The sequence below is a fragment of the Bradyrhizobium yuanmingense genome (assembly GCF_900094575.1).
GTDB lineage: Bacteria > Pseudomonadota > Alphaproteobacteria > Rhizobiales > Xanthobacteraceae > Bradyrhizobium > Bradyrhizobium yuanmingense.
Map to the genome: position 1 here is coordinate 410697 of NZ_FMAE01000001.1, position 25298 is coordinate 435994.

Annotated in this window: 21 protein-coding genes; 5 read left to right on the forward strand and 16 right to left on the reverse strand. The window is 63.9% G+C overall.

What is annotated here, in order from left to right; all coding sequences use genetic code 11:
• Positions 1 to 33 precede the first annotated feature (33 nt).
• The 5 genes from GA0061099_RS01795 to GA0061099_RS01815 form a co-directional block, all read right to left on the reverse strand.
• A complete protein-coding gene (locus GA0061099_RS01795) occupies positions 34 to 3129 on the reverse strand; it encodes a MexW/MexI family multidrug efflux RND transporter permease subunit (RefSeq protein WP_036025801.1) in 3096 nt (1031 codons plus the stop codon).
• 69 nt (positions 3130 to 3198) lie between these two features.
• Positions 3199 to 4392 carry an efflux RND transporter periplasmic adaptor subunit gene (locus GA0061099_RS01800; protein WP_036004727.1) on the reverse strand — a complete coding sequence of 398 codons (1194 nt, stop codon included), beginning with the start codon at positions 4390 to 4392 and terminating at the stop codon, positions 3199 to 3201.
• A gap of 1 nt (position 4393) precedes the next feature.
• The gene (locus GA0061099_RS01805; RefSeq protein ID WP_063822469.1) at positions 4394 to 5095 is read right to left on the reverse strand and encodes a TetR/AcrR family transcriptional regulator; all 702 of its coding nucleotides are present in this window, start codon (positions 5093 to 5095) and stop codon (positions 4394 to 4396) included.
• 135 nt (positions 5096 to 5230) lie between these two features.
• Positions 5231 to 5821, reverse strand: a complete 591-nt coding sequence (locus GA0061099_RS01810; protein ID WP_036025802.1) for a thiamine pyrophosphate-dependent enzyme — start codon at positions 5819 to 5821, stop codon at positions 5231 to 5233.
• Positions 5818 to 6360, reverse strand: a complete 543-nt coding sequence (locus GA0061099_RS01815; protein ID WP_036025804.1) for a phosphonopyruvate decarboxylase — start codon at positions 6358 to 6360, stop codon at positions 5818 to 5820. The genes GA0061099_RS01810 and GA0061099_RS01815 overlap by 4 nt, the downstream gene beginning before the upstream one ends.
• 105 nt (positions 6361 to 6465) lie before the next feature.
• Here GA0061099_RS01815 and GA0061099_RS01820 point away from each other — a divergent pair, with 105 nt between their 5' ends.
• A complete protein-coding gene (locus GA0061099_RS01820; protein ID WP_036025806.1) occupies positions 6466 to 7686 on the forward strand; it encodes a cytochrome P450 in 1221 nt (406 codons plus the stop codon).
• Positions 7687 to 7917: 231 nt separating this feature from the next.
• Positions 7918 to 9132, forward strand: coding sequence for an ornithine--oxo-acid transaminase (rocD, locus tag GA0061099_RS01825; protein ID WP_036025809.1), 1215 nt, complete (start codon positions 7918 to 7920; stop codon positions 9130 to 9132).
• A gap of 281 nt (positions 9133 to 9413) precedes the next feature.
• Here the strand turns inward: rocD and GA0061099_RS41005 are convergent, their stop codons facing one another.
• Positions 9414 to 9587: a hypothetical protein gene (locus GA0061099_RS41005; RefSeq protein ID WP_158644867.1), complete on the reverse strand. Its 174-nt coding sequence runs from the start codon at positions 9585 to 9587 to the stop codon at positions 9414 to 9416.
• Positions 9588 to 9754: 167 nt separating this feature from the next.
• Between GA0061099_RS41005 and GA0061099_RS01830 the strand changes: the two genes are divergently transcribed.
• The 3 genes from GA0061099_RS01830 to GA0061099_RS01840 all read left to right on the forward strand — a co-directional run bounded on the left by GA0061099_RS01830 (position 9755) and on the right by GA0061099_RS01840 (position 15179).
• Positions 9755 to 11284, forward strand: coding sequence for a Spy/CpxP family protein refolding chaperone (locus tag GA0061099_RS01830; protein WP_244620973.1), 1530 nt, complete (start codon positions 9755 to 9757; stop codon positions 11282 to 11284).
• A 99-nt stretch (positions 11285 to 11383) separates the two neighbouring features.
• On the forward strand, positions 11384 to 11770 hold the full coding sequence (locus GA0061099_RS01835; RefSeq protein ID WP_050995959.1) for a YybH family protein: 387 nt from the start codon (positions 11384 to 11386) through the stop codon (positions 11768 to 11770).
• A 37-nt stretch (positions 11771 to 11807) separates the two neighbouring features.
• Positions 11808 to 15179 carry an AAA family ATPase gene (locus GA0061099_RS01840; RefSeq protein ID WP_036025820.1) on the forward strand — a complete coding sequence of 1124 codons (3372 nt, stop codon included), beginning with the start codon at positions 11808 to 11810 and terminating at the stop codon, positions 15177 to 15179.
• Positions 15180 to 15379: 200 nt separating this feature from the next.
• On the opposite strand, the gene GA0061099_RS42960 is transcribed toward GA0061099_RS01840, so the two are convergent.
• The 10 genes from GA0061099_RS42960 to GA0061099_RS01890 form a co-directional block, all read right to left on the reverse strand.
• Complete coding sequence (locus tag GA0061099_RS42960) at positions 15380 to 15721, reverse strand: hypothetical protein (protein ID WP_338060660.1); 342 nt, start codon at positions 15719 to 15721, stop codon at positions 15380 to 15382.
• Between the two features lie 16 nt (positions 15722 to 15737).
• On the reverse strand, positions 15738 to 16601 hold the full coding sequence (locus GA0061099_RS01850) for a sugar phosphate isomerase/epimerase family protein (RefSeq protein WP_036025822.1): 864 nt from the start codon (positions 16599 to 16601) through the stop codon (positions 15738 to 15740).
• Complete coding sequence (locus tag GA0061099_RS01855; protein WP_036025824.1) at positions 16601 to 17791, reverse strand: dihydrodipicolinate synthase family protein; 1191 nt, start codon at positions 17789 to 17791, stop codon at positions 16601 to 16603. The genes GA0061099_RS01850 and GA0061099_RS01855 overlap by 1 nt, the downstream gene beginning before the upstream one ends.
• Before the next feature lie 120 nt (positions 17792 to 17911).
• Positions 17912 to 19063 (reverse strand): Gfo/Idh/MocA family protein, encoded by a 1152-nt coding sequence (locus GA0061099_RS01860; protein WP_036025827.1) that lies wholly within the window; start codon positions 19061 to 19063, stop codon positions 17912 to 17914.
• Positions 19060 to 20454, reverse strand: a complete 1395-nt coding sequence (locus GA0061099_RS01865; protein WP_036025830.1) for an enolase-like domain-containing protein — start codon at positions 20452 to 20454, stop codon at positions 19060 to 19062. Before GA0061099_RS01865 ends, GA0061099_RS01860 begins: the two co-directional genes overlap by 4 nt.
• 4 nt (positions 20455 to 20458) lie before the next feature.
• Positions 20459 to 21289, reverse strand: a complete 831-nt coding sequence (locus tag GA0061099_RS01870) for an ABC transporter ATP-binding protein (protein WP_162130845.1) — start codon at positions 21287 to 21289, stop codon at positions 20459 to 20461.
• Between the two features lie 14 nt (positions 21290 to 21303).
• Positions 21304 to 22296, reverse strand: coding sequence for an ABC transporter substrate-binding protein (locus GA0061099_RS01875; RefSeq protein ID WP_036025832.1), 993 nt, complete (start codon positions 22294 to 22296; stop codon positions 21304 to 21306).
• Positions 22297 to 22353: 57 nt separating this feature from the next.
• Positions 22354 to 23163 carry an ABC transporter permease gene (locus GA0061099_RS01880; RefSeq protein ID WP_036025834.1) on the reverse strand — a complete coding sequence of 270 codons (810 nt, stop codon included), beginning with the start codon at positions 23161 to 23163 and terminating at the stop codon, positions 22354 to 22356.
• 321 nt (positions 23164 to 23484) lie between these two features.
• A complete protein-coding gene (locus tag GA0061099_RS01885; RefSeq protein ID WP_193375190.1) occupies positions 23485 to 24192 on the reverse strand; it encodes a TetR/AcrR family transcriptional regulator in 708 nt (235 codons plus the stop codon).
• A gap of 174 nt (positions 24193 to 24366) precedes the next feature.
• Positions 24367 to 25215: a VOC family protein gene (locus GA0061099_RS01890; RefSeq protein WP_036025836.1), complete on the reverse strand. Its 849-nt coding sequence runs from the start codon at positions 25213 to 25215 to the stop codon at positions 24367 to 24369.
• Positions 25216 to 25298 lie beyond the last annotated feature (83 nt).

Here is a 25298-nt window from a genome sequence, read left to right on the forward strand (position 1 = left end):
TGCCGCCCTTTCGGGACTAGCCTGCCGGCGGCCTCAGGTCGGCCGTAGCGCCTTTGAATCGAGGTCCAGCTCGCCGATCTGCTTGTTCCGCTCCGAATCGGCCGCCGCGCGATGGTCGGTCGCCAGCACCACATAGACTGCCGGCAGCACGAACAGCGTGAACAGCGTGCCGATCGACATGCCGGCGACGACAACGAGACCGATCGAGAAGCGGCTGGCCGCGCCCGCGCCGGTCGCGGTCAGGAGCGGGATCAGGCCGGTCACCATCGCGGCCGTGGTCATCAGGATCGGCCGCAGACGGATGCGGGCCGACATCTCGATGGCCGAGCGGCGGTCGAGCCGCTCGTTAACCTGGAGCTCGTTGGCGAACTCCACCATCAGGATGCCGTGCTTGGTGATCAGGCCGACCAGGGTGAGCAGACCGACCTGGGTGTAGATGTTTATGGTCGCCATGCCGAAGAACAGCGGGATCAGCGCACCGACGATTGCCATCGGCACCGAGATCATGATGACCAGCGGGTCGCGCAAGCTCTCGAACTGGGCCGCCAGCACCAGGAAGATGATGATCAGCGCGAAGCCGAAGGTGATGGCAAGCTGATTGCCTTCCTGCACGTATTGCCGGGAGTCAGCCAGATAGTCGTGGCTGAAGCCTTGCGGCAGCTTCTTGGCCTCGCCTTCGAGGAAGTCGACCGCAGCGCCGACGGTCACGCCGGGCATCGGCACGGCGGAGAACGTCGCCGAATTGAGCTGGTTGTAGTGCGTCAGCGAATTCGGATCGGTCTTGGTCCTGATCGAGACCACGGTCGACAACGGAAGCTGCTGCCCGGTGTTGGTCGTCACATAGTAGCCACCGAGCGATTCCGGGGACAGCCGCTTGCCGCGCGGCACCTGCGGAATCACCTGATAGGAGCGGCCCTCGAGGTTGAACCGGTTGATGTAATTGCCGCCGAGCAGCACCGCGAGCGTCGAGCCGAGGTTCTGCATGTTGACGCCGAGGTCCTGAGCCTTGGTGCGGTCGATCGTCACCTCGACGTTCGGCTGGTTGTAGGCGAGGTCGCTATCGGAGACGATGAACATGCCGCTCTTGCGTGCAGCCTCCTTCAGCTTCTCCATCTGCTCATAGACGGTCTGGAAGCTGGCCGTGGAATTGATCACCATCTGGATCGGCAGACCGCCGGGTCCGCCCGGCAATGGCGGCAGGTTGAACGCGAACGCCTGCACGCCCTCGATCTTGGAGAGCTCGGCCTGCACCAGCGGCTTCAAGGCGATCGACGAGCGTGTGCGCTCGTCCCAGGGCTTCAAGAGCATGCCGGCAATGCCGCCTTGCGGGCCGTTGATGCCGTTCAGCACGAAACGCAGATCGGTCTCGGGGAATTTCTGGAATTCCTTGTCGAGCTTCTCGCCGTAGAAATCGACATAGTCGATGTTGGCGTATTTCGGCGCCTTGGTCACCGCGAACACGATGCCCTGATCTTCCTCGGGCGCCAGCTCCTTCGAAGTGTTCATGTAGAGGAAGCCGACGAGTCCCAGGATCGTCACGGCGAACAGGCCGGTGATGGCCTTGTAGTCGAGCGAGCGGTCGAGCTTGCGGCCATACCACCGCGTCATGGCGCCGAACACCCGGTTCACCAACTTGGCGAAGCGGCCCTCTTCGGTGTTCTTCAGCAGCACCGAGCACATCATGGGCGACAGCGTCAGCGCGATCACGCCTGATACAATGACCGAGCCTGCGAGGGTAAACGCAAATTCGCGGAACAGCGACCCGGTGAGGCCACCGAGGAACCCGATCGGCGCGTACACGGCGGCGAGCGTGATGGTCATGGAGATGACCGGCCCGACGATTTCGCGCGCGCCTTGTAGCGAGGCCTGGACCGGCGTCTTGCCCTCCTCCAGATGGCGATGGATGTTCTCCACCACGACGATGGCATCGTCGACGACGAGGCCGATCGCCAGGACCATCGCGAGCAGGGTCAGCAGGTTGAAGCTGAAGCCCAGCGCCAGCATCATCGTGCAGACGCCGATCATCGACAACGGAATGGTGACGACGGGAATGATGACGGAGCGCAGCGAGGCCAGGAACAGGAAAATGACCACGATCACGATGATGACGGCTTCGCCCAATGTATTCCGCACCTCGTCGATCGAAGATTGGATGAACTTGGTCGAGTCGTAGGCGACCTTCATCTTCATCGAGGGCGGGAGGTTGCGTTCGAGCTCGGGGAACAGCGCGCGCACACCCTTGACCAGCGTCAGCGGATTACCCTGTGGCGTCGCCTGCACGCCAATGAAGATCGCGCGCTCGCCGTTAAAGGCGACGCTGGCATCCGTGCTCTGGGCTGCAAGCTCGACGGTGGCGATGTCCTCCATCCGCACGAAGCCGCCGTCCTTGGCCTTGACGATCATCTTCTTGAACTGATCGACGTTGGTCAGGCCCGTGTTGGTCGAGACGTTCGAGACGATCAGATAGCCCTTGGTCTGGCCGGCCGCGGACTGGAAGTTGTTGGCCTGGATCGCCGCCGCAACGTCAGCCGGCGATACGTTGCGGCCCGCCATCTTCACGGGATCGAGCCACAGCCGCATCGCAAAGGTCTGGCCGCCCAAAATGTCGGCCGAGGCGACGCCGTCGACGGTCGACAGCACCGGCTGGACCACACGCGTCAGATAGTCGGAGATGGCCGAGCCGGACAGCTCGTCCGAGGAGAAGCCGAGATACATCACGGCCGTGGTTTGGCCCGTGGTCTTGGTGACGATCGGGTCGTTGGATTCCTTCGGAATCAGGTACTTCACTGAATTGGTCTTCGCCAACACCTCGGTGAGCGCCTGGTTCGGATCGAAATTCAGCTTGATGTAGACCTGGATCGTCGAGGTGCCGAGCACCGAGGACGAGGTGATGTAGTCGACGCCTTCGGCGGACGCGACCGCCTGCTCGATCGGCGTGGTGATGAAGCCCTGGATCAGGTCTGCGGACGCGCCGGGATAGACGGTCGTGATGTTGATGACCGTGTTCGACAGCTTCGGATATTGCCGGATCGGCAGCACCATTGCCGCGCGCAGGCCGATCAGCAGGATCAGCAGGCTGACGACGACCGACAGGACCGGTCGTTTGATGAAAATGTCGGTAAAGGCCATCGCGGGCGATCTCGATTTCTTTTTTTCAAGACGCGTGATCCGGCCGGGCCGGATCACGCGAGGATATTGTCAGTAGCGCGGCGGCTGCGCCGGGATCTGCGGGGCCGGATCGGTCGAGATCGATACCGGCGCGCCTGATTGCAGCTTGAGCTGGCCGAGAGCGACGACCTTGTCGCCTACCTTCAGGCCCTTGACGATTTCGACGCGACCCTCGACCCGGTTGCCGGTCTGCACGAAGGTGCGCACCGCCGACAGGCTGGTCTTGCCGTCTTCTTCCTTCTTCTCGGTGATCACGAACACCGAGTCGCCGTACAGCGTGTAATCGACTGCCGTTTCAGGCACCGTGATCACGGCCGGCTTTTCCGGCAGCACCACGGTCGTGGTGACAAACATGCCGGGCTTCAGGATCTTCTCCGGATTGGCAATCGTGGCCTGCACGCGGATGTTGCGAGTATCGGTCGAGATCTGGGGCTCGATCGTGGTGATCTTGCCCTCGAAGGTGCGGCCCGGATAGGCGTCGACCTTCAACCGCACGACCTGGCCGACCTTGAGGCTGCCGGAATCCTTTTCCGTCACCGTGAAGTTGGCCCACAGCTCGGACAGATCGGTCAGCGACACGATCGCCGTGCCGGCGGTCAGATACTGGCCGACCTCGACCTTGCGCATGCCGAGATCGCCGGCGAACGGCGCGCGCACCAGCTTCTGCGAGATCAACGCCTCGGTCTTGGCGATGCCCGCCTGGGCCTGGTCATAGGCAGCCTGCGCGGTATCGACGGTCGCCTGCGGACCGAACTGGCGCGAGGCCAGCTGCTTGGCGCGTTCAAGCGACAGCTGCGCGACGGTCGCTTGCGCCTTGTAATTGGCGAGATCGCCCTGCTCGGGCGCGTCGAACAGTTGCACCAGCGGCGTGCCGGCCTCGACGCGCGTGCCCGGCTCGAACTTGATCGCGGTGACACGGCCGTTGACGTCGGCGCTGACGTCGACCTGATGCACGGCGACGAGGCTGCCGACCGCGGTGAGCAGGTTCGGCACCACCTCGGACTTCGCCTCGGCCGCGCTGACAGCGGTCGGCGGCGGCTTGTTGTTGGCGAAGAATTGCTTGATCATCTGGCCGCGGAAGTAATTGAACCAGACGAGCCCTCCGACGAGCACGGCCAGAAGCGTGCCAACGATGATGAACCAGCGCACTGGCCGGACCGGACGCTTGGGAGCCTTGTTGTCGATCGGTTGCCCCGAAATCTTGTTTTCGGCCACGATGTTCATGTCATGCACTTTCTGCAATCGCCGCCCGGTTCGCATCCGCGGCCTGATTGCGGCCCAGATGCGAAGCAATTGCGGCGTCGTTAAGTCCGATACCCCTCAGGAGAAACTCACAGAGCTGCCGCTCCAGGTCGGTCGCCCTGCCGTAAGCAAGACAGGGCGTGGCCGGCAGCCTGGTCAGCGCCGCGGTCATCACCGCATGATGCGCGAACCAGAACAGGTTGAGCGGATCGCCAGCGCAGGGCCGCGCGTCACCGCTCGCAACCGCACGCTCGAGCGAGGCGACGAAGACAGCGCCGATCAGCGTCTCGATCTTGGCATACAGCAATCGGGCGAATTCGCCGTCATCCAAATGGCTCGTGGCCATTAGCCGCAGGCGCTGGGCCTCTTCCTGATCGGGACCGTCGGCGATCTGGAGGAAGTGTTCGACCATGCCGCGGATCACCTCGACCAGCGTAGCCGTCGACGGCTCGCGCTCGAGCAGCTCCATCAGAGCGGGATCCGCCTCGCATTCGTCGCTGAGGATCTCGGCGTAGAGCGCCGCCTTGGACGGGAAATGCTTGAACAGCAGCGCTTCAGAAATGGCAGCGGCGGCCGCCACGCTCTTGGTCGTGGTGCCGTTATAGCCGTGTCGGGCAAAGCAGCGCTTTGCGGCGCCGAGGATCAATTGACGCCTCAGGTCGCTCGTCATACGCAATGAGCTCATGCTGGGTGAGTAAGCACTCACCCACGCAGGAGTCAAGCACTATGTTGCATCGCAACCTGCGTGCGACCTGGAATCAATGGAAATTGGTCGAGCCTGCACGGCCCGCGTGCAGGCGTTCGGGGATGGACGGACCGCCTAGATCGGCTGGAAGCCGAGGTCAGCACGGATCCGGTTGACGATGTAGGTCCCGTCCCGCGTCGGCAGAATCCGCTCAAGGCCGGCGCTGTCGATCTTCACATTGGCAAAGCGCGGACCCGCGGAGAGGTCGTGGACGGCTTTGGCGAAGGCTTCGACTTCGGCCATGGTCGTGGCGGCCCGGCTGTCGATAATGCCGCAAGCCCTGGCGATGCCGACGAGGTCGGCGGCGGCGGAGGTGTGGCTGGTCTGGCCGCCGGTCTCGCCATAGGCCTCGTTGTCGAGCACTGCGATCGAGAGGTTGGCCGGCTTCTGCAGGCCGATGGTGGCAAGGCTGCCCATGCCCATCAGCATCTCGCCGTCGCCGGTGATGACCAATACCGGCAGCTTCGGCTGCGCCAGCGCCAGACCCAGCCCGATCATCGCGGCGCCGCCCATGCCGCCCCAGAGGTAGAAGTTGCGGGCGTGGTCGCCGGCGGCGCACATGTCGTTGGTGGAAGCGCCAAGGCCGCCGATCGCGACGACGTTCTTGCGGTTCGCCAGCAACGTGGACACCACCTGCCGGCGGTCGAGGAGATTGGCCTTGCTCATTTGGTGAAAACCTTGGCGCCGATCAGGCGCTGCGACAGAAGGACGGCGGTTGGCGTCAGCGCGTTGTAGGCCTGCGCCGCGGCCGCTTCCAAGACGGCAGGCACCTCGGCAGCGTGCGAGGCGCGCAGCACCTTGACGCCGGAGAGCTCGAACACGCCTTGCGTGGTCGAGCCCATCGGCACCTGCCACGGATTGAACTCGCCCCACTCGCCGCGCATCGTCACGAGCGTGAGGAACGGAAAGCGCAGGATCGGGATCAGCGACAGCATGTTGATGCAATTGCCGACGCCGCTCGACTGCATCAGCAGCACGCCGCGCTGTCCGCCGGCCCAGGCGCCGGCGAGCAGCGCCACGCCCTCCTCCTCCGTCGTCAGCGCAATGCCGCGCATGGTGGAGGAGTCCAGCACGCGCTGGATCAGCTTGGAGTGACCGGCGTCCGGAACATAAGGCACCTGCCGAACGTCGAAGCGCTGCAAGGTCGCGAAAATATCGTCGGGCCAGTTCGGCGCCGTGTCGGCAGCGTCAGCGCGTGCGTGCATTTTCCTGTCCGGTCGGCTAGCAGTGTGCGAAGACTGTAGACGCATGCATGCGCCGACCAGAACAACAAAAACGGCATATCGGCTTTAACCGGCGAGTATAACGGGATGACCGCAGATGCGAAGGCGCTGGCGGCAAGCTTCGACCTCGAGAAGCTGACGCCGGAGTTCTACGACAACCCCTATCCGACCTATCGTGCACTGCGGGAGAACGAGCCGGTCAAGCGCCTGCGGAGCGGCACCGTGTTCCTGACCCGCTACGATGATCTCGTCACCACCTACAAGAACACCAAGTCGTTCAGCTCGGACAAGAAGCGCGAGTTCGCGCCGAAATACGGCGACACCCTGCTCTACGAGCACCACACCACGAGCCTCGTGTTCAACGATCCGCCGTCCCATACCCGCGTCCGCCGCCTGATCATGGGCGCGCTGTCGCCGCGCGCGATCGCCAGCATGGAGGGGGACCTGATCAAGCTGGTCGACGGCCTGCTCAATGCCATCGAAACCAAGGGCGCTTGCGAACTGATCGAGGATTTTGCCGCTTCGATTCCCATCGAGGTGATCGGCAACCTGCTCGACGTGCCTCACGAGGAGCGCGGGCCGCTGCGCGACCGGTCGCTGGCGATCCTGGGTGCTCTCGAACCCGTAGTGTCGCCCGAAGTAGCTGCGCGCGGCAACAAGGCGGTGGCGGACTTCCTCGCTTATCTGCAGACGCTGGTGTCGCGGCGGCGCGCGAAGCCGGGCAATCCCGAGCGCGACGTGCTGACGCGTTTGATCCAGGGGGAAGAGAACGGCGAGCGGCTGACCGAGAAGGAGCTGCTGCACAATTGCATCTTCCTGCTCAATGCCGGCCACGAGACCACCACCAACCTGATCGGCAACGGCCTCGTGGCGCTCGACCGCCATCCCGACCAGAAGCAGCGCCTGATCGAGAACCCGGACATGATCAAGACTGCGGTCGAGGAGATGTTGCGCTACGAGAGCTCCAACCAGCTCGGCAACCGCATGACCACCGAGAAGGTCGAGCTCGGCGGCGTCATGCTCGATGCCGGCACGTCGGTGACGCTGTGCATCGGGGCTGCCAATCGCGACCCCGCGCAGTTTCCCGACCCCGAACGTTTCGATATCGCGCGCACGCCGAACCGGCACCTCGCCTTCGCCACAGGCGCGCATCAATGCGCAGGCATGGCCCTGGCGCGGCTGGAGGGGGCGATTGCGATCTCGCGCTTCCTGGCGCGCTTTCCGAACTATGCCGTCAGCGGTCAGCCGGTGCGCGGCGGACGGGTGCGGTTCCGCGGCTTTTTGAGCGTGCCCTGCGCGCTTGGCTGAGGGGCCGGCAACCAAACTGCGAAAACAACCCCATGCACAGTAGAGCCTGGGTCGCGGAACGGTGCCCTGTGGCCCGGCAGAACCACCTGACATTTCGGGACTATCAGGCCGCGCCGCGCCATCGGCGCATCAAGGCTTCCGAGCTGACAAACCGATACCCACATTCATTTGGGCGCGACCCGCTGGTGCAGTCGATTGACGCCCCCGCGCGCAGCAATGGAGTGACGGCAGATGAGCTCGTCGGTCATTGATTTCATCGCAACAGAAGCGCGCTTCGGGGCCCGTAATTACGAGCCGATCGGGGTCGTCCTGTCGCGCGGCGAAGGTGTCTGGGTCTGGGACACCGAAGGCAACCGGTACCTTGATTGTCTGTCCGCCTATTCGGCGGTCAGCCAGGGCCACTGCCACCCCAAGATCCTGGCGGCGATGGTCGAACAGGCGCACAGGCTGACGCTCACCTCGAGGGCCTTCCACAACGACCAGCTCGCCTTGTTCTACGAGGAGATCGCCGCGCTCACCGGTTCCCACAAGGTACTGCCGATGAACAGCGGCGCCGAGGCGGTCGAAAGCGCGATCAAGTCGGTCCGCAAATGGGGCTACGAGGTGAAAGGCGTGCCGGACGGCCAGGCCGAGATCATCGTCTGTGCCAACAATTTCCACGGACGCACGCTGGGCGTCGTCGGCTTTTCAACCGACCCCGAGACACGCGGACACTTCGGGCCGTTCGCGCCGGGCTTCAAGGTCATCCCGTTCGGCGACGCCCCGGCGCTTGCGGAAGCAATCACCCCAAACACGGTCGCCTTTCTGGTCGAGCCGATCCAGGGCGAAGCCGGTGTCGTCATTCCTCCGGCCGGCTATTTCACTGAGGTCCGGGAGCTCTGCACCGCCAACAACGTGATGCTGGTGCTCGACGAGATCCAGACCGGGCTCGGTCGCACCGGCAAGCTGCTCGCCGAACAGCACGAGGGAATTGAGGCGGACGTGACGCTGCTCGGCAAGGCCCTGTCCGGCGGCTTCTATCCGGTCTCGGCCGTGCTCTCGAACAACGACGTGCTCGGGACATTGCGACCCGGGCAGCATGGCTCCACCTTCGGCGGCAACCCGCTTGCCTGCGCCGTGGCCCGCGCGGCGATGCGCGTGCTGGTCGAGGAAGGCATGATCGAGAACGCGGCGAGGCAAGGCGCGCGCTTTCTGGAGGGCTTGAAGGACATTCGCGCCAATACGATCCGCGAGGTGCGCGGGCGCGGCCTGATGCTGGCGGTCGAGCTGCATCCCGAGGCCGGGCGCGCACGCCGCTATTGCGAGGCGCTCCAGGCCAAGGGCATCCTCGCCAAGGATACCCATGAGCATACGATCCGCATCGCCCCGCCGCTGGTGATCACAAGCGACCAGGTCGACTGGGCGCTGGAGCGGTTCGCCGCGATCCTGACGCAGGATTTCTCTTGAGACTGGCTGCGTCGGAAGATCGCAATTCCGGCTGTGACCAAGGACGAACGATTCCACAGTCTGTGCGTTGAAAGTCGTGGGCGATTACGAGTTGAGAGCTAGGATCATGCTTCCGCGTGGCGTTTGCCTGACGGCTGTTTTGGTTAGCGTCTCGATGCTGACGACGAGCGCGTCGGCTCAGGGACCTCACGGACACGGACGGGGTGGAGGACCACCAGGACCAGCCGCAGCGCCGCCATCAGCACCACCGGCCATGGCACGCCCGGCAGCACCACCACCGGCTATGGCTCGTCCAGCCGCACCGCCAGCAGCACCGCCAGCCATGGCACGTCCGGCCGCTCCGCCAGCCATGGCACGTCCGGCGGCTCCGCCAGCCATGGGGCGTCCCGCCGCGCCGCCAGCCATGCCGCAGCGACCGGCGATGGCGCCACGTCCGGCGCCCCACATCGCCTCACCGCCACCGCGTCCGACCCCACAAATCAGTGCCCCCCGAGCCGCCCCGCAGGTGGCAGCGCCCCGGCGCGAAATCCATCGCCCGCCGGCAGCGCCGCAACGTCCGGCCATGGCGCCGCGGCCGACGCCGCAGATCGCCGCCCCTTCGCGCCCAAGTGCACCCCCGGCCGTGAGCGAGCGTTCGGGACCGCCGCGTGAGATGCTTTCGCGCCAATCCGCGGAACGCCAAGACCGCATCGACCGCTTGCAGCAGCGCGTGCAGCAATTGCAATCGCAGAAGCCGGAAGGCGCAAGGGCGCAGCAACAGCAGCAACGGTTGCTGCAGTCGCAGAGCCGACTTCTGGAGCGCGAGCAACGCGTGCAACAGCGTTCGCAGCAGGTGGAGCAACGGCAGCGCGACATGCTGTCGCGCCAAACAACGGAGCGCCAGGCCCGTATCGAACGTCTGCAGCAGCGGGTGCAGCAATTGCAGTCGCAAAAGCCGGAAGGCGTGCAAGCGCAACGGGCGCAGCAGCGAATGCTCCAGGCGCAAAGCCGCTTGCTTGGCCGAGAGCAGCGCGCGCAGCAAATTGACCTGGCGCGCCAGCAGCGGCTTGGGCTGCAGGCTCCGGCGGAGCGCGCTCCGGCACTTGCAGCCGCTGCGCAGGCCGCCGAGCGCGGACGGTTTGCGGAACGCTTCCGCGAGCAGTCCACTGCGCTGACCCAAGCGGCTCTCGTCACGCGCCAAAGCGGCTGGGCACCCCGGCAGGCCTGGCGTCACCGTCATCCCGCGGTGTTCGTGGCTTGGCTTGGGCCCGTGTTCTGGCCTTACGCCTATTCCGACATCTTCAACTACACATTCTGGTCGTATGGCTACGAGCCCGGATATTGGGCGTACGCCTATGACGACTTCGTCGACACCGTGTTCTGGGGCGGTGACGGCCCCTACTCCGCTTATGCCAGCACCAACTCGTATGACTACCCTCAAGCCGGCGGCGGCTACCGCGCGCGCCAGCGTGCCAGCGTGAGCCCGCAGACGCTTCAGCAATTGTGTGCCACGCCGGACAAGGGCGTGACCGCCTGGCCGCTTGCCGATATCGCACAGGCGGTGCGGCCGACGCCGGAGCAACGCGCATTGCTGGACGAGCTCAAGACCGCGGCGGCCAACGCTGCCGGTGTGTTCAAGGATTCCTGCGCGGAGACTTATGCACTGACTCCCCCTGGCCGCTTGCGCGCGATGATGAACCGCATCAGCGCGACGCTTGAAGCCGTCAAGATCGTTCGACCGGCACTGGAGAATTTCTACAACTCGCTCAGTGACGAGCAGCAGGCCCGCTTCAACGCGCTTGGCCCCAATGTCGGCGAGCGCTCGCCGCAGCAGCAGGAGGCGAGTAGCGAGGGCTGTGGCGATCCGAAGTCCGGGCTGACGCAGTTGCCGATCCAGAGGATCGAGGCTGTGCTCCACCCAGCCGGCAAGCAGAAGGAGGCGCTCGACCGCCTCAGCGAAGCGACGGCGAAGGGCGTTGAGGGCCTACAGGCGGCCTGTCCGAACGATGCGCCGCTGACACCTGTCGGACGGCTGGAGACGATGCAGCATCGGCTCGAGGCCATGCTGACGGCCGCCAAGCTGGTCGAACCCGCCCTGGACGAGTTCTATGCCACGCTGAGCAGCGAGCAGAAGGCGCGCTTCAACAGGCTGCAACAGTTCGCAGCCCAATGAGGGCGTCGCGTTCCCTCGTTGCAATTTGCAGCGGTCGAACGACGTCAGGTGACGTAATCGTTCTCCAACGAAAGCAAGCCCGCGATTGAGGGAGGGATCATGACAGCATTAGCTTCCTCCATAAAACACGACATTGCTGCGGCGTACGCCGCGTGGGATTCAGCATTCAACAAAGCAGATGCCAGGGCGATCGCGGCGACTTACGTGCCAGACGCCAAATTGTTGCCGCCGACGCATCAAGTGATATCCGGTCCGACAGAGATCGAGAGCTTCTTTGCTGGGCTGTTTTCAAGCGGATTCACCGATCACAGGTTGGTCGTCATTGACACCGGTGGAGATGAGAAGATCGTCTACGGCACGGCCCATTGGAGCGCCAACGGTAAGACACCGGATGGCACCCGCCAACCTGCAGGCGGCATCGCAACCCACGTGTTTGAGCGACAGGAAGATGGTTCGCTGAAGCTGAAGTTGCATACTTTCAATTGAGCTGACCGTCGCCTGATCCGGCACGAGGAGGCTTCTCGTGGATATCGCGCAATGGCTTCGCGGTCTCGGGCTGGAGCGCTACATAAAGACCTTTTGTGACGCTGAAATCACGTCCGAAATTTTGCCAGAACTGACCGAAGCCGACCTGCGGGAGCTTGGCTTGCCACTCGGCCCACGCAAGGCTGTGCTAAAGGCAATCCATGCACTCGCTGCGCCGATCACCCCGGTGGCTGTCAACGCCAATGGACCTGCCGACTACGCGAAGCCATCGATCCCTTCGGACGCGGAGCGTCGACAGCTCACGGTCATGTTCGTCGACCTGGTCGGCTCGACGGCACTTGCTTCAGGGCGGGATCCCGAGGAGTTGCGTGACCTCTTGCAGGCCTACCATAACACCGTGGTGGGCGAGATCGACCGATTCGAAGGCCACATAGCCAAATTCCTCGGCGATGGCGTTCTCGCTTATTTTGGCTGGCCGCGGGCGCACGAAGATGAGGCGGAGCGCGCCGTTCGCGCCGGGCTTCGAGTGACCAAGGCGGTCGCATCCCTTACCGAACCGGGTGGTGCAGCGCTCGCCGCTCGCGTCGGCATCGCAACCGGTCTGGTCGTGGTCGGCGAGCTGATTGGCGAGGGAGAGGCTCGCGAGCGCGCAGTCATCGGCGAAACACCAAACCTAGCCGCCCGACTGCAAGATCTGGCCAAGCCAAGTGATGTGGTGATTGCGGAATCGACCCGCCGCCTACTCGGCGAAGCTTTCACGTACCGCGACCTCGGCACGGTGCCTCTCAAAGGTTTCCCGGAACTGGTGCAGGCGTGGCTTGTCATTGGTGAAGGCGCGGCAGAGAGCAGGTTCGAGGCTCGGCATGGCTTGGCAACGACCGCACTGGTCGGACGGAATGAAGAACTTGCATTGCTCCTGGATCGCTGGGAGCGGGCGAAAGAGCGGGAAGGACAGATCGTCCTGCTCGGCGGCGAAGCCGGCATTGGCAAGTCGCGGCTCGTGCGAGCCTTACGCGACCAGGTCGCCCGTGTGCCGCACACGCCGCTGAGTCATTTCTGTTCACCATTTCATACCAACACCGCTCTATATCCCGTCGTTGGCCTCCTTGAACGGGCAGCGGCAATACGGCGGGAGGACGCTTCCGACGAACAGCTCGATAAACTCGAGGCCATGCTCGCGCTTGGTGCGGACGATGTGCATGAGAGCGCGCCGGTTCTCGCGGATCTCTTGGCAATCCCGACCGGGGAGAGATACCCGCCTCTTGCACTCAGTCCGCACCAGAAGAAGGAGCGAACCTTCCAGGCCCTTCTGGAACAGATACAAGGCTTAGCGGCAAGACAGCCAGTGCTTGCCGTCTACGAGGACGTCCATTGGGCGGACCCTACCATGCTCGAATTTCTCGATCGGCTCGTCGACGAGGTGCAGCGACTTCCAATTTTGATGATCGTTACCTTCCGGCCCGAGTTCATTCCGCGCTGGACGGGTCATGGACATGTGACAGCGCTCTTTCTAAGCCGGCTGGGACGTAGGCAAGGGGCGGCAGTCGTTGACCGGATCACGGGCGGCAAAACACTCCCTCAGGAGGTGCTTGAGCAGATTCTGGCCAAGACCGACGGCGTGCCGTTGTTCGTCGAGGAGCTCACCAAAGCCGTCGTCGAATCCGGGCTGCTCAAAGACCACGGCAGCCGTTATGAGCTGATCGGCCCATTACCGCCGCTGGCGATCCCGACGACGCTGCAGGACTCCTTGATGGCCCGGCTTGATCGATTGGCGCCGGTCAAGGAAGTTGCCCAGATTGCAGCTTGCATCGGACGCGAATTCGGACACGATCTTCTGCGCCTTGTAACGGCGCTCGACGAGCACGCGCTCCAGCATGCTCTCAATGACCTATTGGCCGCGGAACTGATATTCCGTCGTGGCGTACCTCCGAATGTTGGCTACAGCTTCAAACATGCGCTGGTGCAGGACATCGCGCACGAGAGTCTTCTAAAGAGCAAGCGGCAGCAGATCCATGCCCGCATAGCTGCAGCTCTCGAACAACATTACCCTGCCCGTGCGGAGGCGGAGCCGGAGACGATCGCTCTGCATCTCACCGAGGGTGGACTGGCAGGAAAGGCGGTGGATTATTGGCTGCGGGCCGGCCGCATTGCGGCTGGGCGTTCCGCAAATCTCGAAGCGATCACTCATCTCACAAGGGGGCTGGAGGCACTCAGGTCCAATCCACAAGGGCCGGAGCGCGATCGCCAGGAGCTCGCTCTGCAAACAGCAATCGGAGGTCCACTGATTGCCATTCACGGATACACGGCTCCGCAGCTTGGCACAGCCTTCAGCAGGGCTCATGCGCTCTGCTATGAACTCGACGACACGGGCGCCTTGTTTTCCACCCTTAGCGGCAAATTCATTTTCCACTTCGTGCGCGGCGACTTTGCTGCCATGCAGAGCCTCGTTGCCGAGGCGCAGCGCGCCGCCGAGCGCACCAGTGACACAGCGCTGGAACTAGCTGTGCATCGTCTGGCCGCGCTCACCGCAATGCATGCCGGTGAGTTTCTGACCGCACGCTCGGAGTTCGAAACGATCTTGAGTCGCTATCAGCCGGAGGCGCATCGGCCGCCACCTGTGCACTACGTACATGACCCAAAGGCCTCGGCGCTACCCTACTTGGCGATTGTGCTTTGGGTTCTGGGTTACCCCGAACAGGCTCAGCGGACTAGCCGTGCCGCATCCCAATACGCCATGGAGTTGAATCAGACGAACCTTACCGCGCATGTGCAGGTCTATGGCGGGGCGGCTCTTGCGGAGCTCATGGGAAACGTGGCGGCCGTCAAAGCGCACGCCGAGTCCATCATCGATCTCGCCGATCAGAACAGCTTGAACTATTGGCGCGAGAGCGGCCTCATCCTGCGGGGCTGGGCCATGGCCCAAGAGGGCAACGTGGAGGGCGGCCTGGCGCTCATGCGCCTCAGTCTGAACGAGCGGAACAGGCTCGGAGCCAGTTGGTACCAGGTTCGGTACTTATGGATGCTCGCGGCCACCTACCTCCACTCAGGTGACCACGACAACGGCGTCGCTGCCCTTGCCGAAGCAAAGGTCCTTTCCGCGCGCAGCGACGAGCATATGTGGGAGGCAGAACTTGCATGCATCGATGGCGAGCTGCACCGGATTCGTGGTGCTCCAGCTGACGAGGTCGAGGGGTATTTGCAAACTGCACTCAAGGTCGCCCAAAGCCAGAGCGCAAAGTCCTTTGAATTACGTGCCGCAATGAGTTTGGCTCGGCTTTGGCGCGACCAGGGTAGGATAGCCGACGCGCGGTGCCTTCTTGGCTCGGTTTACGGCTGGTTTACGGAAGGCTTCGAAACGCCGGACCTTCGTTCCGCCAAGGCGCTCATGGTGGAGCTTTCCCGCTCATGATCGCGCGCTTTTCAAGCTTCAGACGTTGCCGTACAGCGAGCGCACGGGTGATACGGCAACCCTCTACTTGCGTTATTGGATCTGAACACGAGGCAATTCCGCTGTGGGTCACAAGCAGTGCTGCTCTGGACGATCAGCCCGACCCTTCCTTTTATGAGTACAGGCCTTTCTGTCCTCACGCGGCGGAAATCGTCTTCCGCTCAGCACTTCGCATCTGCGATCGCTTGAGGCTGCTCTACCTCATTCAAGACGATGGCGTTGCATTGTTGAAAATGGGAAGATAGCTCGAGGTCAGCCAGATGATCCCAGTATTCTGCTTCTGCGAGCAGCTTCCATTTGTTCATGCTGTTGTACGCGGCCTGTTGACGGCACAGTGAGCTCATCGCACGCAAGCGTCGCACTTTCTCCACCGCGAACCTCCCTCCGCGCCTGCTTGGTCGCAAGCGCATTTGTGTCGGCAGAGCTTCGCAGATCGAATTGACGAGTGATAGTCCGGGATTCGACGGTAAAATCGATGATAGCGCAATCGTCTGACTTTTCACGAGACACTCGAGGCAACTACACCACCGTCCGATGTCGCTGGATGCAGGTCTTCAGCACCTCGTCCATCGGCTTGCCCCACCATTCGTTGGAGAAGATCTCGATCTCGGAATAGCCGGCAAAGCCCTGCGCTTCGACCGCTGCACGCACCGATTTGATGTCGATGACGCCGTCGCCCATCATGCCGCGGTCGTTGAGGATGTCCCTGGTCGGCACCAGCCAGTCGCAGACATGGAACGCCAGCAGGCGGTCCCGGCCGGCGCGTGCGATCTGGTCCATCAGCTCCGGGTCCCACCAGATGTGATAGACGTCGAGCGCGACGCCGAGCATGCCGGTGCGGCCGGGGTCGAGCCGGTCGCAGATGTCGAGCGCCTGTTTGGTCGTGTTCACGCAGGCGCGGTCGGCCGCATAGGCCGGATGCAGCGGCTCGATCGCCAGCGGCAGCTTTGCCTGTTTGGCGTAGTCGAGCATCTCGGCAAGCGCTTCCTCGACCTGTCCACGGGCCGCCGCGATGTCCTTCGAGGCCTCGCTTCCCGGCCGCGAATATTGCGGCAGGCCCCCGACGACGAGGACGATGCAGGGCGCGCCCAGCGCCTTGGCTTCGTCGACGCAGCGGCGGTTGTCGTCGCGCACCTCGCCCCGGCGCGAGGCGTCCGAGGTGAACATGCCGCCGCGGCAATAGCCTGAGAGATCAAGGCCAGCCTCGCGCACCGCGCGCGCGACGCGGTCGAGACCGACGTTCGCGACCTGGTCGCGCCAGGGATCGATGGCTCGGATGCCGTGCTTCGCGCAGGCCTCGATGATGGCGACGAGGTCACCCTGCTTGCGGACGGTCGCCGTGTTCAGCGACAGCCAGCGGTGGTCGGACGAAAAATCGCGCATCAGGATTCGATACCGTGGGTGGCGAGCACGGTTTTCATCCGTTGCGTCGCGAGTTCAGGGTTGGCGAGCAGGCCGGCCTTGTCAGCGAGACGGAACAGTTCGGCCAAATGCAGCGTGGACCGCGTGCTCTCCTGTCCGCCGACCATGGTGAAGTGATCCTGGTGTCCGTTGAGATAGGCCATGAACACGACGCCGGTCTTGTAGAACCGCGTCGGCGCCTTGAAGATGTGACGCGACAGCGGGACCGTCGGGCCAAGCACGTCGTGGAAGCCGGCCTCGTCGCCTGCCGCCAGCCGCGACAGCGCGTAGGACGCCGCCGGCGCGATGGCATCGAAGATGCCGAGCAACGCGTGTGAAAAACCTTCGCTATCGCCGGCGATCAGCTCCGCGTAGTTGAAATCGTCGCCGGTATACATCTTGATCCGCTTGTCCAGACGCCGGCGCATGTCGATCTCGCGCTGCTTGTCGAGCAGCGAGACCTTGACGCCGTCGACCTTGGCGGCATTGCCGTTGATGATGGCGACGGCAATGTCCATGGCCTTGTCGAGATCCCTCGTGCCCCAATAGCCCGCCAGCGCCGGATCGAACATGTCGCCGAGCCAGTGGATGATAACGGGCTCGCGGACTTGCGAGAGCACGCGGTCATAGACTTTGGCGTAATCGTCGGCATTGCGACCGAGTTTTGTCAGGGCCCGCGAGGCCATCAGGATGATGCGGCCGCCGACTTTCTCCACCGCCGAGATCTGCTCTTCATAGGCGCGGATCACGTCGTCGAGGCTCCCAGCGTCCTCGACCGCGAGATGATCGGTGCCTGCACCGGAGAACACCAGCGCATTGCGCCGCTTGGCGGCGGCGACCGAGCGCGTGATCAGCTCCAGCGAGGTCGGCCAGTCCAGCCCCATGCCGCGCTGCGCGGTGTCCATGGCTTCGGCAACGCCGAGGCCGAGGTCCCAGACGTGCTCGCGGAAGGCGATGGTCTTGTCCCAGTCGACGGCGGCCGACAGCCAGGGATCGTTGTCGGCAAAGGGATCGGCGACCGTGTGCACGGCCGAGAAGGCGATGCGGTTCAGCGGCCCCTCGAGCTTTGCGGGGAACGTGCGCGAGGCCGCGAGCCGATAGGTCTCGATCGAGCGATCGGCTTTGGGCAGCTTCAGCGACAGGGATGACATTGGTTGGACGGGCTTGTTCATTTTGGTCCTCTCTCCGTCATTGCGAGGAGCGAAGCGACGAAGCAATCCAGGGTCTTTCCGCGGAGGCAGTCTGGATTGCTTCGCTTCGCTCCCAATGACGAAATCATGAGCATCGGAATGTCACACTTTGATGGGCGCGACGTCGATCCAGCGGCGCTCCTTCCAGCTCTTCAGCGCGCATTCGGCGAGCTGAACGCCCTTGGCGCCTTCGAGCAGCGTGAACTTGTAGGGCGCATCCTCGTAGACGTGGCGGATGAACATTTCCCACTGCTCTTTGAAGCCGTTGTCGTAGGTGACGTTATCCGGGAGCTTCTGCCAGTCGCCGTAGAAGTCGTGCAGCCGCTTCTCGTCGGGATTCCACACCGGGCGCGGTGTCGCCTGCCGCGCCTGGATCATGCAATCGGTGAGGCCCGCGACCGCCGAGCCGAGCGTGCCGTCGACCTGGAAGGTGACGAGGTCGTCGCGATAGACCCGCGTCACCCAGGACATGTTGATGTGGGCGATGATGCCGCCTTCGAGCTGGAACGTGGCGTAGGCGGAATCGTCAGCAGTCGCCTTGTACTTCTTGCCCTGCTCGTCGAAACGCTCGGGGATGTCGGTGTTGCCGATGCAGCTCACGCTCTGGACGTTGCCGAAGAGGTTGTCGAGCACGTAGCGCCAGTGGCAGACCATGTCGAGGATGATGCCGCCGCCATCCTCGTCGCGATAGTTCCAGGAGGGCCGCTGCGCCTCCTGCCAGCCGCCTTCGAACACCCAATAGCCGAACTCGCCGCGCACCGAGAGGATGCGGCCGAAGAAGCCGGAATCGCGCAGGAAAGCGATCTTCTTCAGCCCCGGCAGAAACAGCTTATCCTGCACCGTGCCGTGCTTGACGCCCTTGGCATTGGCGAGCTTCACGACCTCGATCGCTTCCTCGAAATTCGTCGCAATCGGCTTCTCGCAATAGACGTGCTTGCCGGCGTTGATGGCCTGGGTCAGCAGGCCGGGACGGGCCTGCGTCGTCGCGGCGTCGAAGAACATGGTGTCGTTCTTGTCGGCGAGCGCGGCATCGAGATCGGTGGTCCAGCGCGTGATGTTGTAGCGTTTGGCCAGCGCCTCGACCTTGTCGGCGCTGCGGCCGACCAGGATCGGGTCGGGCATGACACGGTCACCGTTCTTCAGGCGCACGCCGCCCTGGTCGCGGATCGCGACGATCGAGCGGATCAGATGCTGGTTGAGCCCCATCCGGCCGGTGACGCCGTTCATGATGAGGCCGAGGCGTTGGGTGGTCATGCCAATTGCTCCTGAGATCTTGGCTGGGCGAGCGGGCGCAATGCCGACCAGTCCGGATGGACCGACGAGGCGAAGCCCACGCAATGAAGCGATCCCGTCAGGAGATCGCCGTCGTGAATGGAGAGGCGGATACCCCGCCCGGCATCGGCATAGAGATCGGGATGCGCGGCGGCGAAGGCCTGAGCTTCTGCTATGGGCGTTTCACCAAAGCCATCGACGTAGTGGTGGCCGTTGCGCTCGGCGTGGGTGACGCCGATGAAGGCACCGAGCGCAAGATCCTGCTGCACGGCAAGGCCGGCCTGGCAGGTGAGGTCCTCACCAGTGATGAAGAAGGCTTCGCCTTGCGCGCTCCATTTCGCCGCACGCGTGGCGTTGATGATGGACTTGTAAAGTCCCTTGCAAGATTTCGAGGAGATGCCGCGATAGCCGAGCGCCCGTGCTGCCGGGAACGCGTCGTAGGAATCGTCGGCTTCGTCGATGATGAAGCCGCGCGCGGCGAGCGAGCCGAGCGGCGATTGCCGCGTGATGTCGCGCGGCATCGGCTGTTCGACATAGAGCAGGCGCGTTGAGATCGGGCGCAGCGTGGCGTCATGATCGAGCCGGTCCATCAGGGCCTGTAACGCGGCGAGATCCGCGTATTGCTCGTTGGCATCGAGCGTCACCTTGTAGTCGCGCCCGAGCGCGTCGAGCTCCTTGCCGATCCGGGTGAGCCGCGCCGCATCGGCAGCCGGATCGCCGGACAGCTTGAGCTTGAAGTAGCGTGCTCCGGTATTCTCGCGTGGATCGGCAACGCCGCCCTCGCCTTCCACGACATCATCAAGGCCGACGGTATGCCTGATCGCAACACGCTCGAGCGGCACCCGGCCGGCGAGGAACGTCCTGATGTCTTTCTCGCTCACGTCAGGAGAAAGCCGCGCATCGATGCCGGCGATGTTGCCGGCTATTCCGTCGAAGAAGCTGGTCTCGACGGCGCGGAGCAGCGCATCGAGAATGGCCTTGTCGATCTCCGCGGGGCCGTAGGCAGCAGCCAGCGCCGGAATATTCTTCTTCGCGCAGGTCGTGATCTGGGCACCGATGCAGGAGGCATGCAGATCGAACGCCGTCTGGAAGCCGGTCCGTGCCAGATAGAGTCCGCGCGCGATCTCCAGCGAGCGACGCAACTCGTCCACCGTCTGCGCTGGCGACAGCTCCGGCCGCTTGTCGAACCACTTTGGCACCAGCAGCTCGGCGCTGGCACCGACGGCGGTGCCCCGGCCCTCGACCTCGATCTCGGCCCGCACGAACAGCTGCGGCGTCGCGTTGATCGTGATCGCACCGAAGCGGAACGGCCGCGCGAACTGCACGGGACGTTCGAAGAAGGCGATGTCTCGCAGCTTCAGGCGGGGGGACATGGTTTCAGTCCAACGCCCCTTGCGAGAAGAAATGCGTGCGGATGCGCTGCACCAGCTCCGTAAACACCGGGTCGGCCATCGCGTCGAGCGAGCGCGGGCGCGGCAGCGGCACGTCGTAGATCGCGGCGATCGCGCCGGGGCGCTCGGTCATGACCAGCACGCGGTCGGCGAGGAACACGGCCTCCGGAATCGAATGCGTGATCAGGAGCACGGTCTTCTTCGTCTCGCGCTGGATCCGCATCAATTCGACATTCATGCGCTCGCGTGTCAGCGCGTCGAGCGCGCCGAACGGCTCGTCCATCAGCATGATCTTCGGATCGTGCACCAGCGCGCGGCAGATCGAGGCGCGCTGCTGCATGCCGCCGGAGAGCTGCCAGGGCAGCTTCTTCTCGAAGCCTTCGAGGCCGACCAGCTTCAGCAGCGACTTGGCGCGGTCGAGATATTCCTGGCGCGGCAGGCGCTTCATGTCTATCGGCAGCATCACGTTGGAGAGGATGTTGCGCCAGGGCAAGAGCAGCGCGTTCTGGAACACGATGCCGACATTGCCGTGCGGCGTCGTCACCTTCTGGCCCTCGACCAGGATCTCGCCCGTGGTCGGCGCCAGCAGGCCCGAGATCAATTTGAGCAACGTGGACTTGCCGCAGCCGGAAGGGCCGACCACGACGAAGAACTCGCCGTCATTGATGTGGAAGTCGAGCGGCCGCAGCGACGGCACATCGCCGTCGCGCGTCCGGTAGGTCTTCGACACGCCCGACAGCTTGATGCCCGACGCATCGCCGGCAGCCCGGTCGCTCACCAGTCTCAGATGAGCGGCCGACTGCGCGGTTTCACTCATGACAGTCGCAGGTTTCACGAGCCGCTCTTCGGCAGGTAATCGCTGGTGTAGAAAGCCTTCGGGTTCTCCTTGGCCTTGGCGTCGAGGCCGCCATATTCGACCAGCAGGTTGACGGTCTCGGTCATGTTCTGGTCGGTGACCTGGAACGGCCGCTTGCCCTTGGTCTCCGCGGTCCGGTAGAGCGGGATGGTCAGCTCAAAACCCTGCGTCAGCGTGTCGATCTTGCCGCCCTTGGGGTTGGCATCGAGGATCGATTGCGCCGCCGCCTTCGGCTCCTTCTCGGCAGCTTCGACCGCCTTGGTCGTCGCCGACATGAAGCGGCGGACGAGGTCCGCATTGGCCTTCACGTAGTCGGTGTTGGCGATGACGCCCGAGGAGACCATGTTGATGCCGTAGTCGGCGAACTTGATCGGATAGACATCCTTGCCGGTGGCGTCCTTGATCTTCATCGACTGGTCCATGACGTAGCCGAGCAACAGATCCGCCTGGCCGTTGATGACGGCGTTGAGCTTGGTCTGGCCGTCGCCGGCGACGGTCTTGAAGTCGCTTTCCTTCAGGCCGGTCTTCTTCAGGAACAGCGGCCAGATCTGCGTCATGGAATCGGCCGGCGTGATCGCCACCGTCTTGCCCTTGATGTCTTCAGGCTTCCTGATGTTCTTGTCGGCGAAGCCCATGGCGGACATCGGGCTCGTTTGCAGCAGCACGCCGGTTGCGACCACGGGCGCGCCCTTGATCGCGGCGCGCATCATGGTGGGGACGTCGACATAGCCGAAGTCCGCGGTCTTGGCGGCAACCGCCTGCGTGGTCGCAGCCGAGCCGCGGCCTTCCTGGATCTCGAGCTCGATGCCTTCGGCGGCGTAGATGCCCTTGGCCTTGCCGTAATAGAACGGCGCGTGCTCGCCATAGACGTACCAGTTCAGCATCAGCACGACCTTGTCGGCTGCCTGCGCCGGCATGGCTGCGAACGCCATCAGTGCTACGGATGCAGCTCCAATCAACCGCTTCATCGTTTCTCTCCCTTGCCGTTGGTTGCGTCGGCCGTTGGTGGCCGCTCGTTGCTTTAGTCAGGATGCAAAGATCACGTCCTCGCGCTGGCTGACATGCCAGGGAATGACCAGCTTCTCGATCCGGTCGACGATCCAGAACAGGACCACGCCGAGCAGCGCCAGGATCACCAGCGCCGCGAACATCGTCGGCAGGTCGAAAGTTCCGATCGAGCGCTGCATCACGTAGCCGATGCCGGAATTGGAGCCGACGAACTCGCCGACCACCGCGCCGACCACGGCTAGCGTCACCGACACTTTGAGGCCGGAGAAGATCGCCGGCAGCGCATGCGGCAGGTTCACCGCGCGGAACACCTGCAGGCGGCTGCCCTGCATGGCACGGGCGAGATCGACCATATCGGGATCGACCGATTTGAAGCCTTGCACCGCGGAGACCACGACCGGGAAGAAGCCGAGCAGGAACGCCGAGATCACCTTGGGAATGATGCCGAAGCCGAACCACACCACAAACAGCGGGGCGATCGCGATCTTCGGCACCGATTGCGAGAACACCAGCAGTGGATAGACGTAGCTCTCCACCGTCTTCGAGCCCGCGATCAACATCGCGACGGGAATGCCGAACAGCGCCGACAGCAGGAAGCCGCAGACGGTCGCATAGGTGGTCGGCCAGGACTGGCGCAGCAGCTCCGGCCATTCGGTGCGCAGCACGGCGACGACGTCGAGCGGCGCCGGTATCTGGTAGGCCGGGATTCTGAACAGCCGGATCGCGAGATCCCAGGCGACGACGATGAAGACCAGGAACAAGAACGGCCGAACCCAGGCTGCATTCAGCAGCTTGGAAACAGCGTTTTGCGGCTTCGGCTCGGCCAATTTTCACTCCCGGCAGTCTTCTTCATTATGGGGAGAAATTAACCCGTTGGATAAATACTGTCCAGAGCTTTCCCTGTGACGTTTTGTGCTCGGGGTTCCGGGAGCTTTTGGGGACGGGACTATCGCCTTCCGTGTCCCGGACGCGCTGCAATGTAAGCGTTGCTGCGCTGCGTCGGGGCACGGGGGCGGAGTGAGGTGCACGCGCCTCCACGTGGTCATTGCGAGCGCAGCGAAGCAATCCAGAATCTTTCCGCGGAGACAGTCTGGATTGCTTCGCTGCGCTCGCAATAACGGAGCAAGGCGCCCCATCATGGCTACGGGCTACACCGCCTGCACGACCGCGGCGCGCGACTTCGGCGTCTTCGCGATCTCGAACAGCGCCGCGGATTGCCCCGTCAGCGCGGCCAGCACCAGGCCCACCATATGCGCCAACCGCTCCTCCTTGGCCTTCTTGTCCAGGAGATCGCGGCCGAAGATCACGCTCAGCGTTGCCGAATTGGAGAGATAGAAGAAGCTGAGCGCTGCGATCGAGATGTAGAGCTGCACGGGGTCGACCGCGACCTGGAAGTCGCCGCTGTCGACGCCGCGGCGCACCACGGTGCGGATCATCTCGACGAAGGGCGAGTGCATCGACTTGACCTTGGTCGATTTCTTCAGGTGCTTGGCGCGCGCGAGGTTCTCGGTCTGCAGCAGCGAGAGGAATTCGGGATTGCGCAGGAAGTAGTTCCAGGTGAACTCGATCAGGCGGCGGATCGCCTCGGGCGGATCGAGATGTTCGAGGTCCAGCCCGCGCTCCTCGCTGCGGATCTTGTCATAGGCGCCTTCGAGCACGGCGAGATAGAGCTCGTCCTTGTTGCCGACGTGATAGTACAGCATGCGCTTGTTGGCGCCGGCCTTGGCGGCGATGCGGTCGACGCGCGCGCCGGCAAGGCCATGGGCGGAAAACTCCTGCTTGGCGGCTTCGAGAATGCGCAGCCGCATCCCCTCGGGGTCGCGCTGCCATTTCAGAGTTCGCTTTGCCTTCGCCAAACCGGGTGCTCGCTGGGTGCCGACAAGACGCGTGTAGCACGCGAGCGTGAGTTTGAGAATGTTCGTCATTCCGGGGCGCGCCTCTTGGCGCGAGCCTGGAATCCATTGGGCGGCAGAGTCAGCCGCGAAATGGATTCCGGGTTCGATGCTACGCATCGCCCCGGAATGACAGAATCACTCCACCGGCTTCGGCGAACGCTCCAGCAGCACGGTCTGGATTCCGCAGGTGCCGTTGCGCACGGTCATGATGCGCGTCCCCGGCTTGCGGCCGGTGCGCACCTCGCTGACGTCGAGTCCGCTCGCGATCAGGCGGGCGCGGGTGGCGTCGATGTCGCCGACCCGCCAGCTCAGGCCCCAGAGCCGGTCATGCGCGGCATCGCCACCCGCGACCGGGCGGCGCACCACCTCGACGATGAGATCGCCGCAGCGGAAGAACATCAGCTGGCCCCAGTCCTGGTGCGAGCGGTCGAGCGCGAGATCAAGGCCAAGCCGGGCGCCGTAGAGCGCCGCGGCGCGCTCGGAATCCTCCGTGGTGACGACGACGTGGTCGAGCCCCTCGATCGGCGCGATGTCGGTCGCGGCCGACTTCGGACGCTCGTCGGCCAGCTCCAGGAAGAACATGCGCACGCCGCGCGTCAGCTCCGTCGCGGCCCGCGTGCGCTTCCAGTGCAGCACGGCACCCGTGACGGCGTCGTTGCTTTCGACGTCCGCGACCGGATCGGGCCTCAGGGCCACCCGCTCCAGCCGGCGGTGCATCTTGCCGATGTCGGCGACACGAAAGCACAGGCTGGCGAGGATGCCTTCCTGGTCGCCGAGCAGTGCGCGCATACGGTCGGCGGTGACGCTGAAGCCGTGAGGGGCCATCAGCTCGACGGTCACGTTGTCGAGGGTGAACAGCACCCGGTCGGCGCCCTCGCCCGAGTTCTGCCAGGCCGGCGCGTGGGCGAGCAGCGTCTGATAGGCCGCCTTGGCCGCGCCGATATCGCCTACGAGAACGACGATGTGATCGAGGCCGGTGATCATTCTGCACCCTTTTTGTGGACCGGGAACCCCGGGAGCGAAAGACGGCGTTTGTCCGGGCTTGGCATGGGCCAGTGATGGTCGTA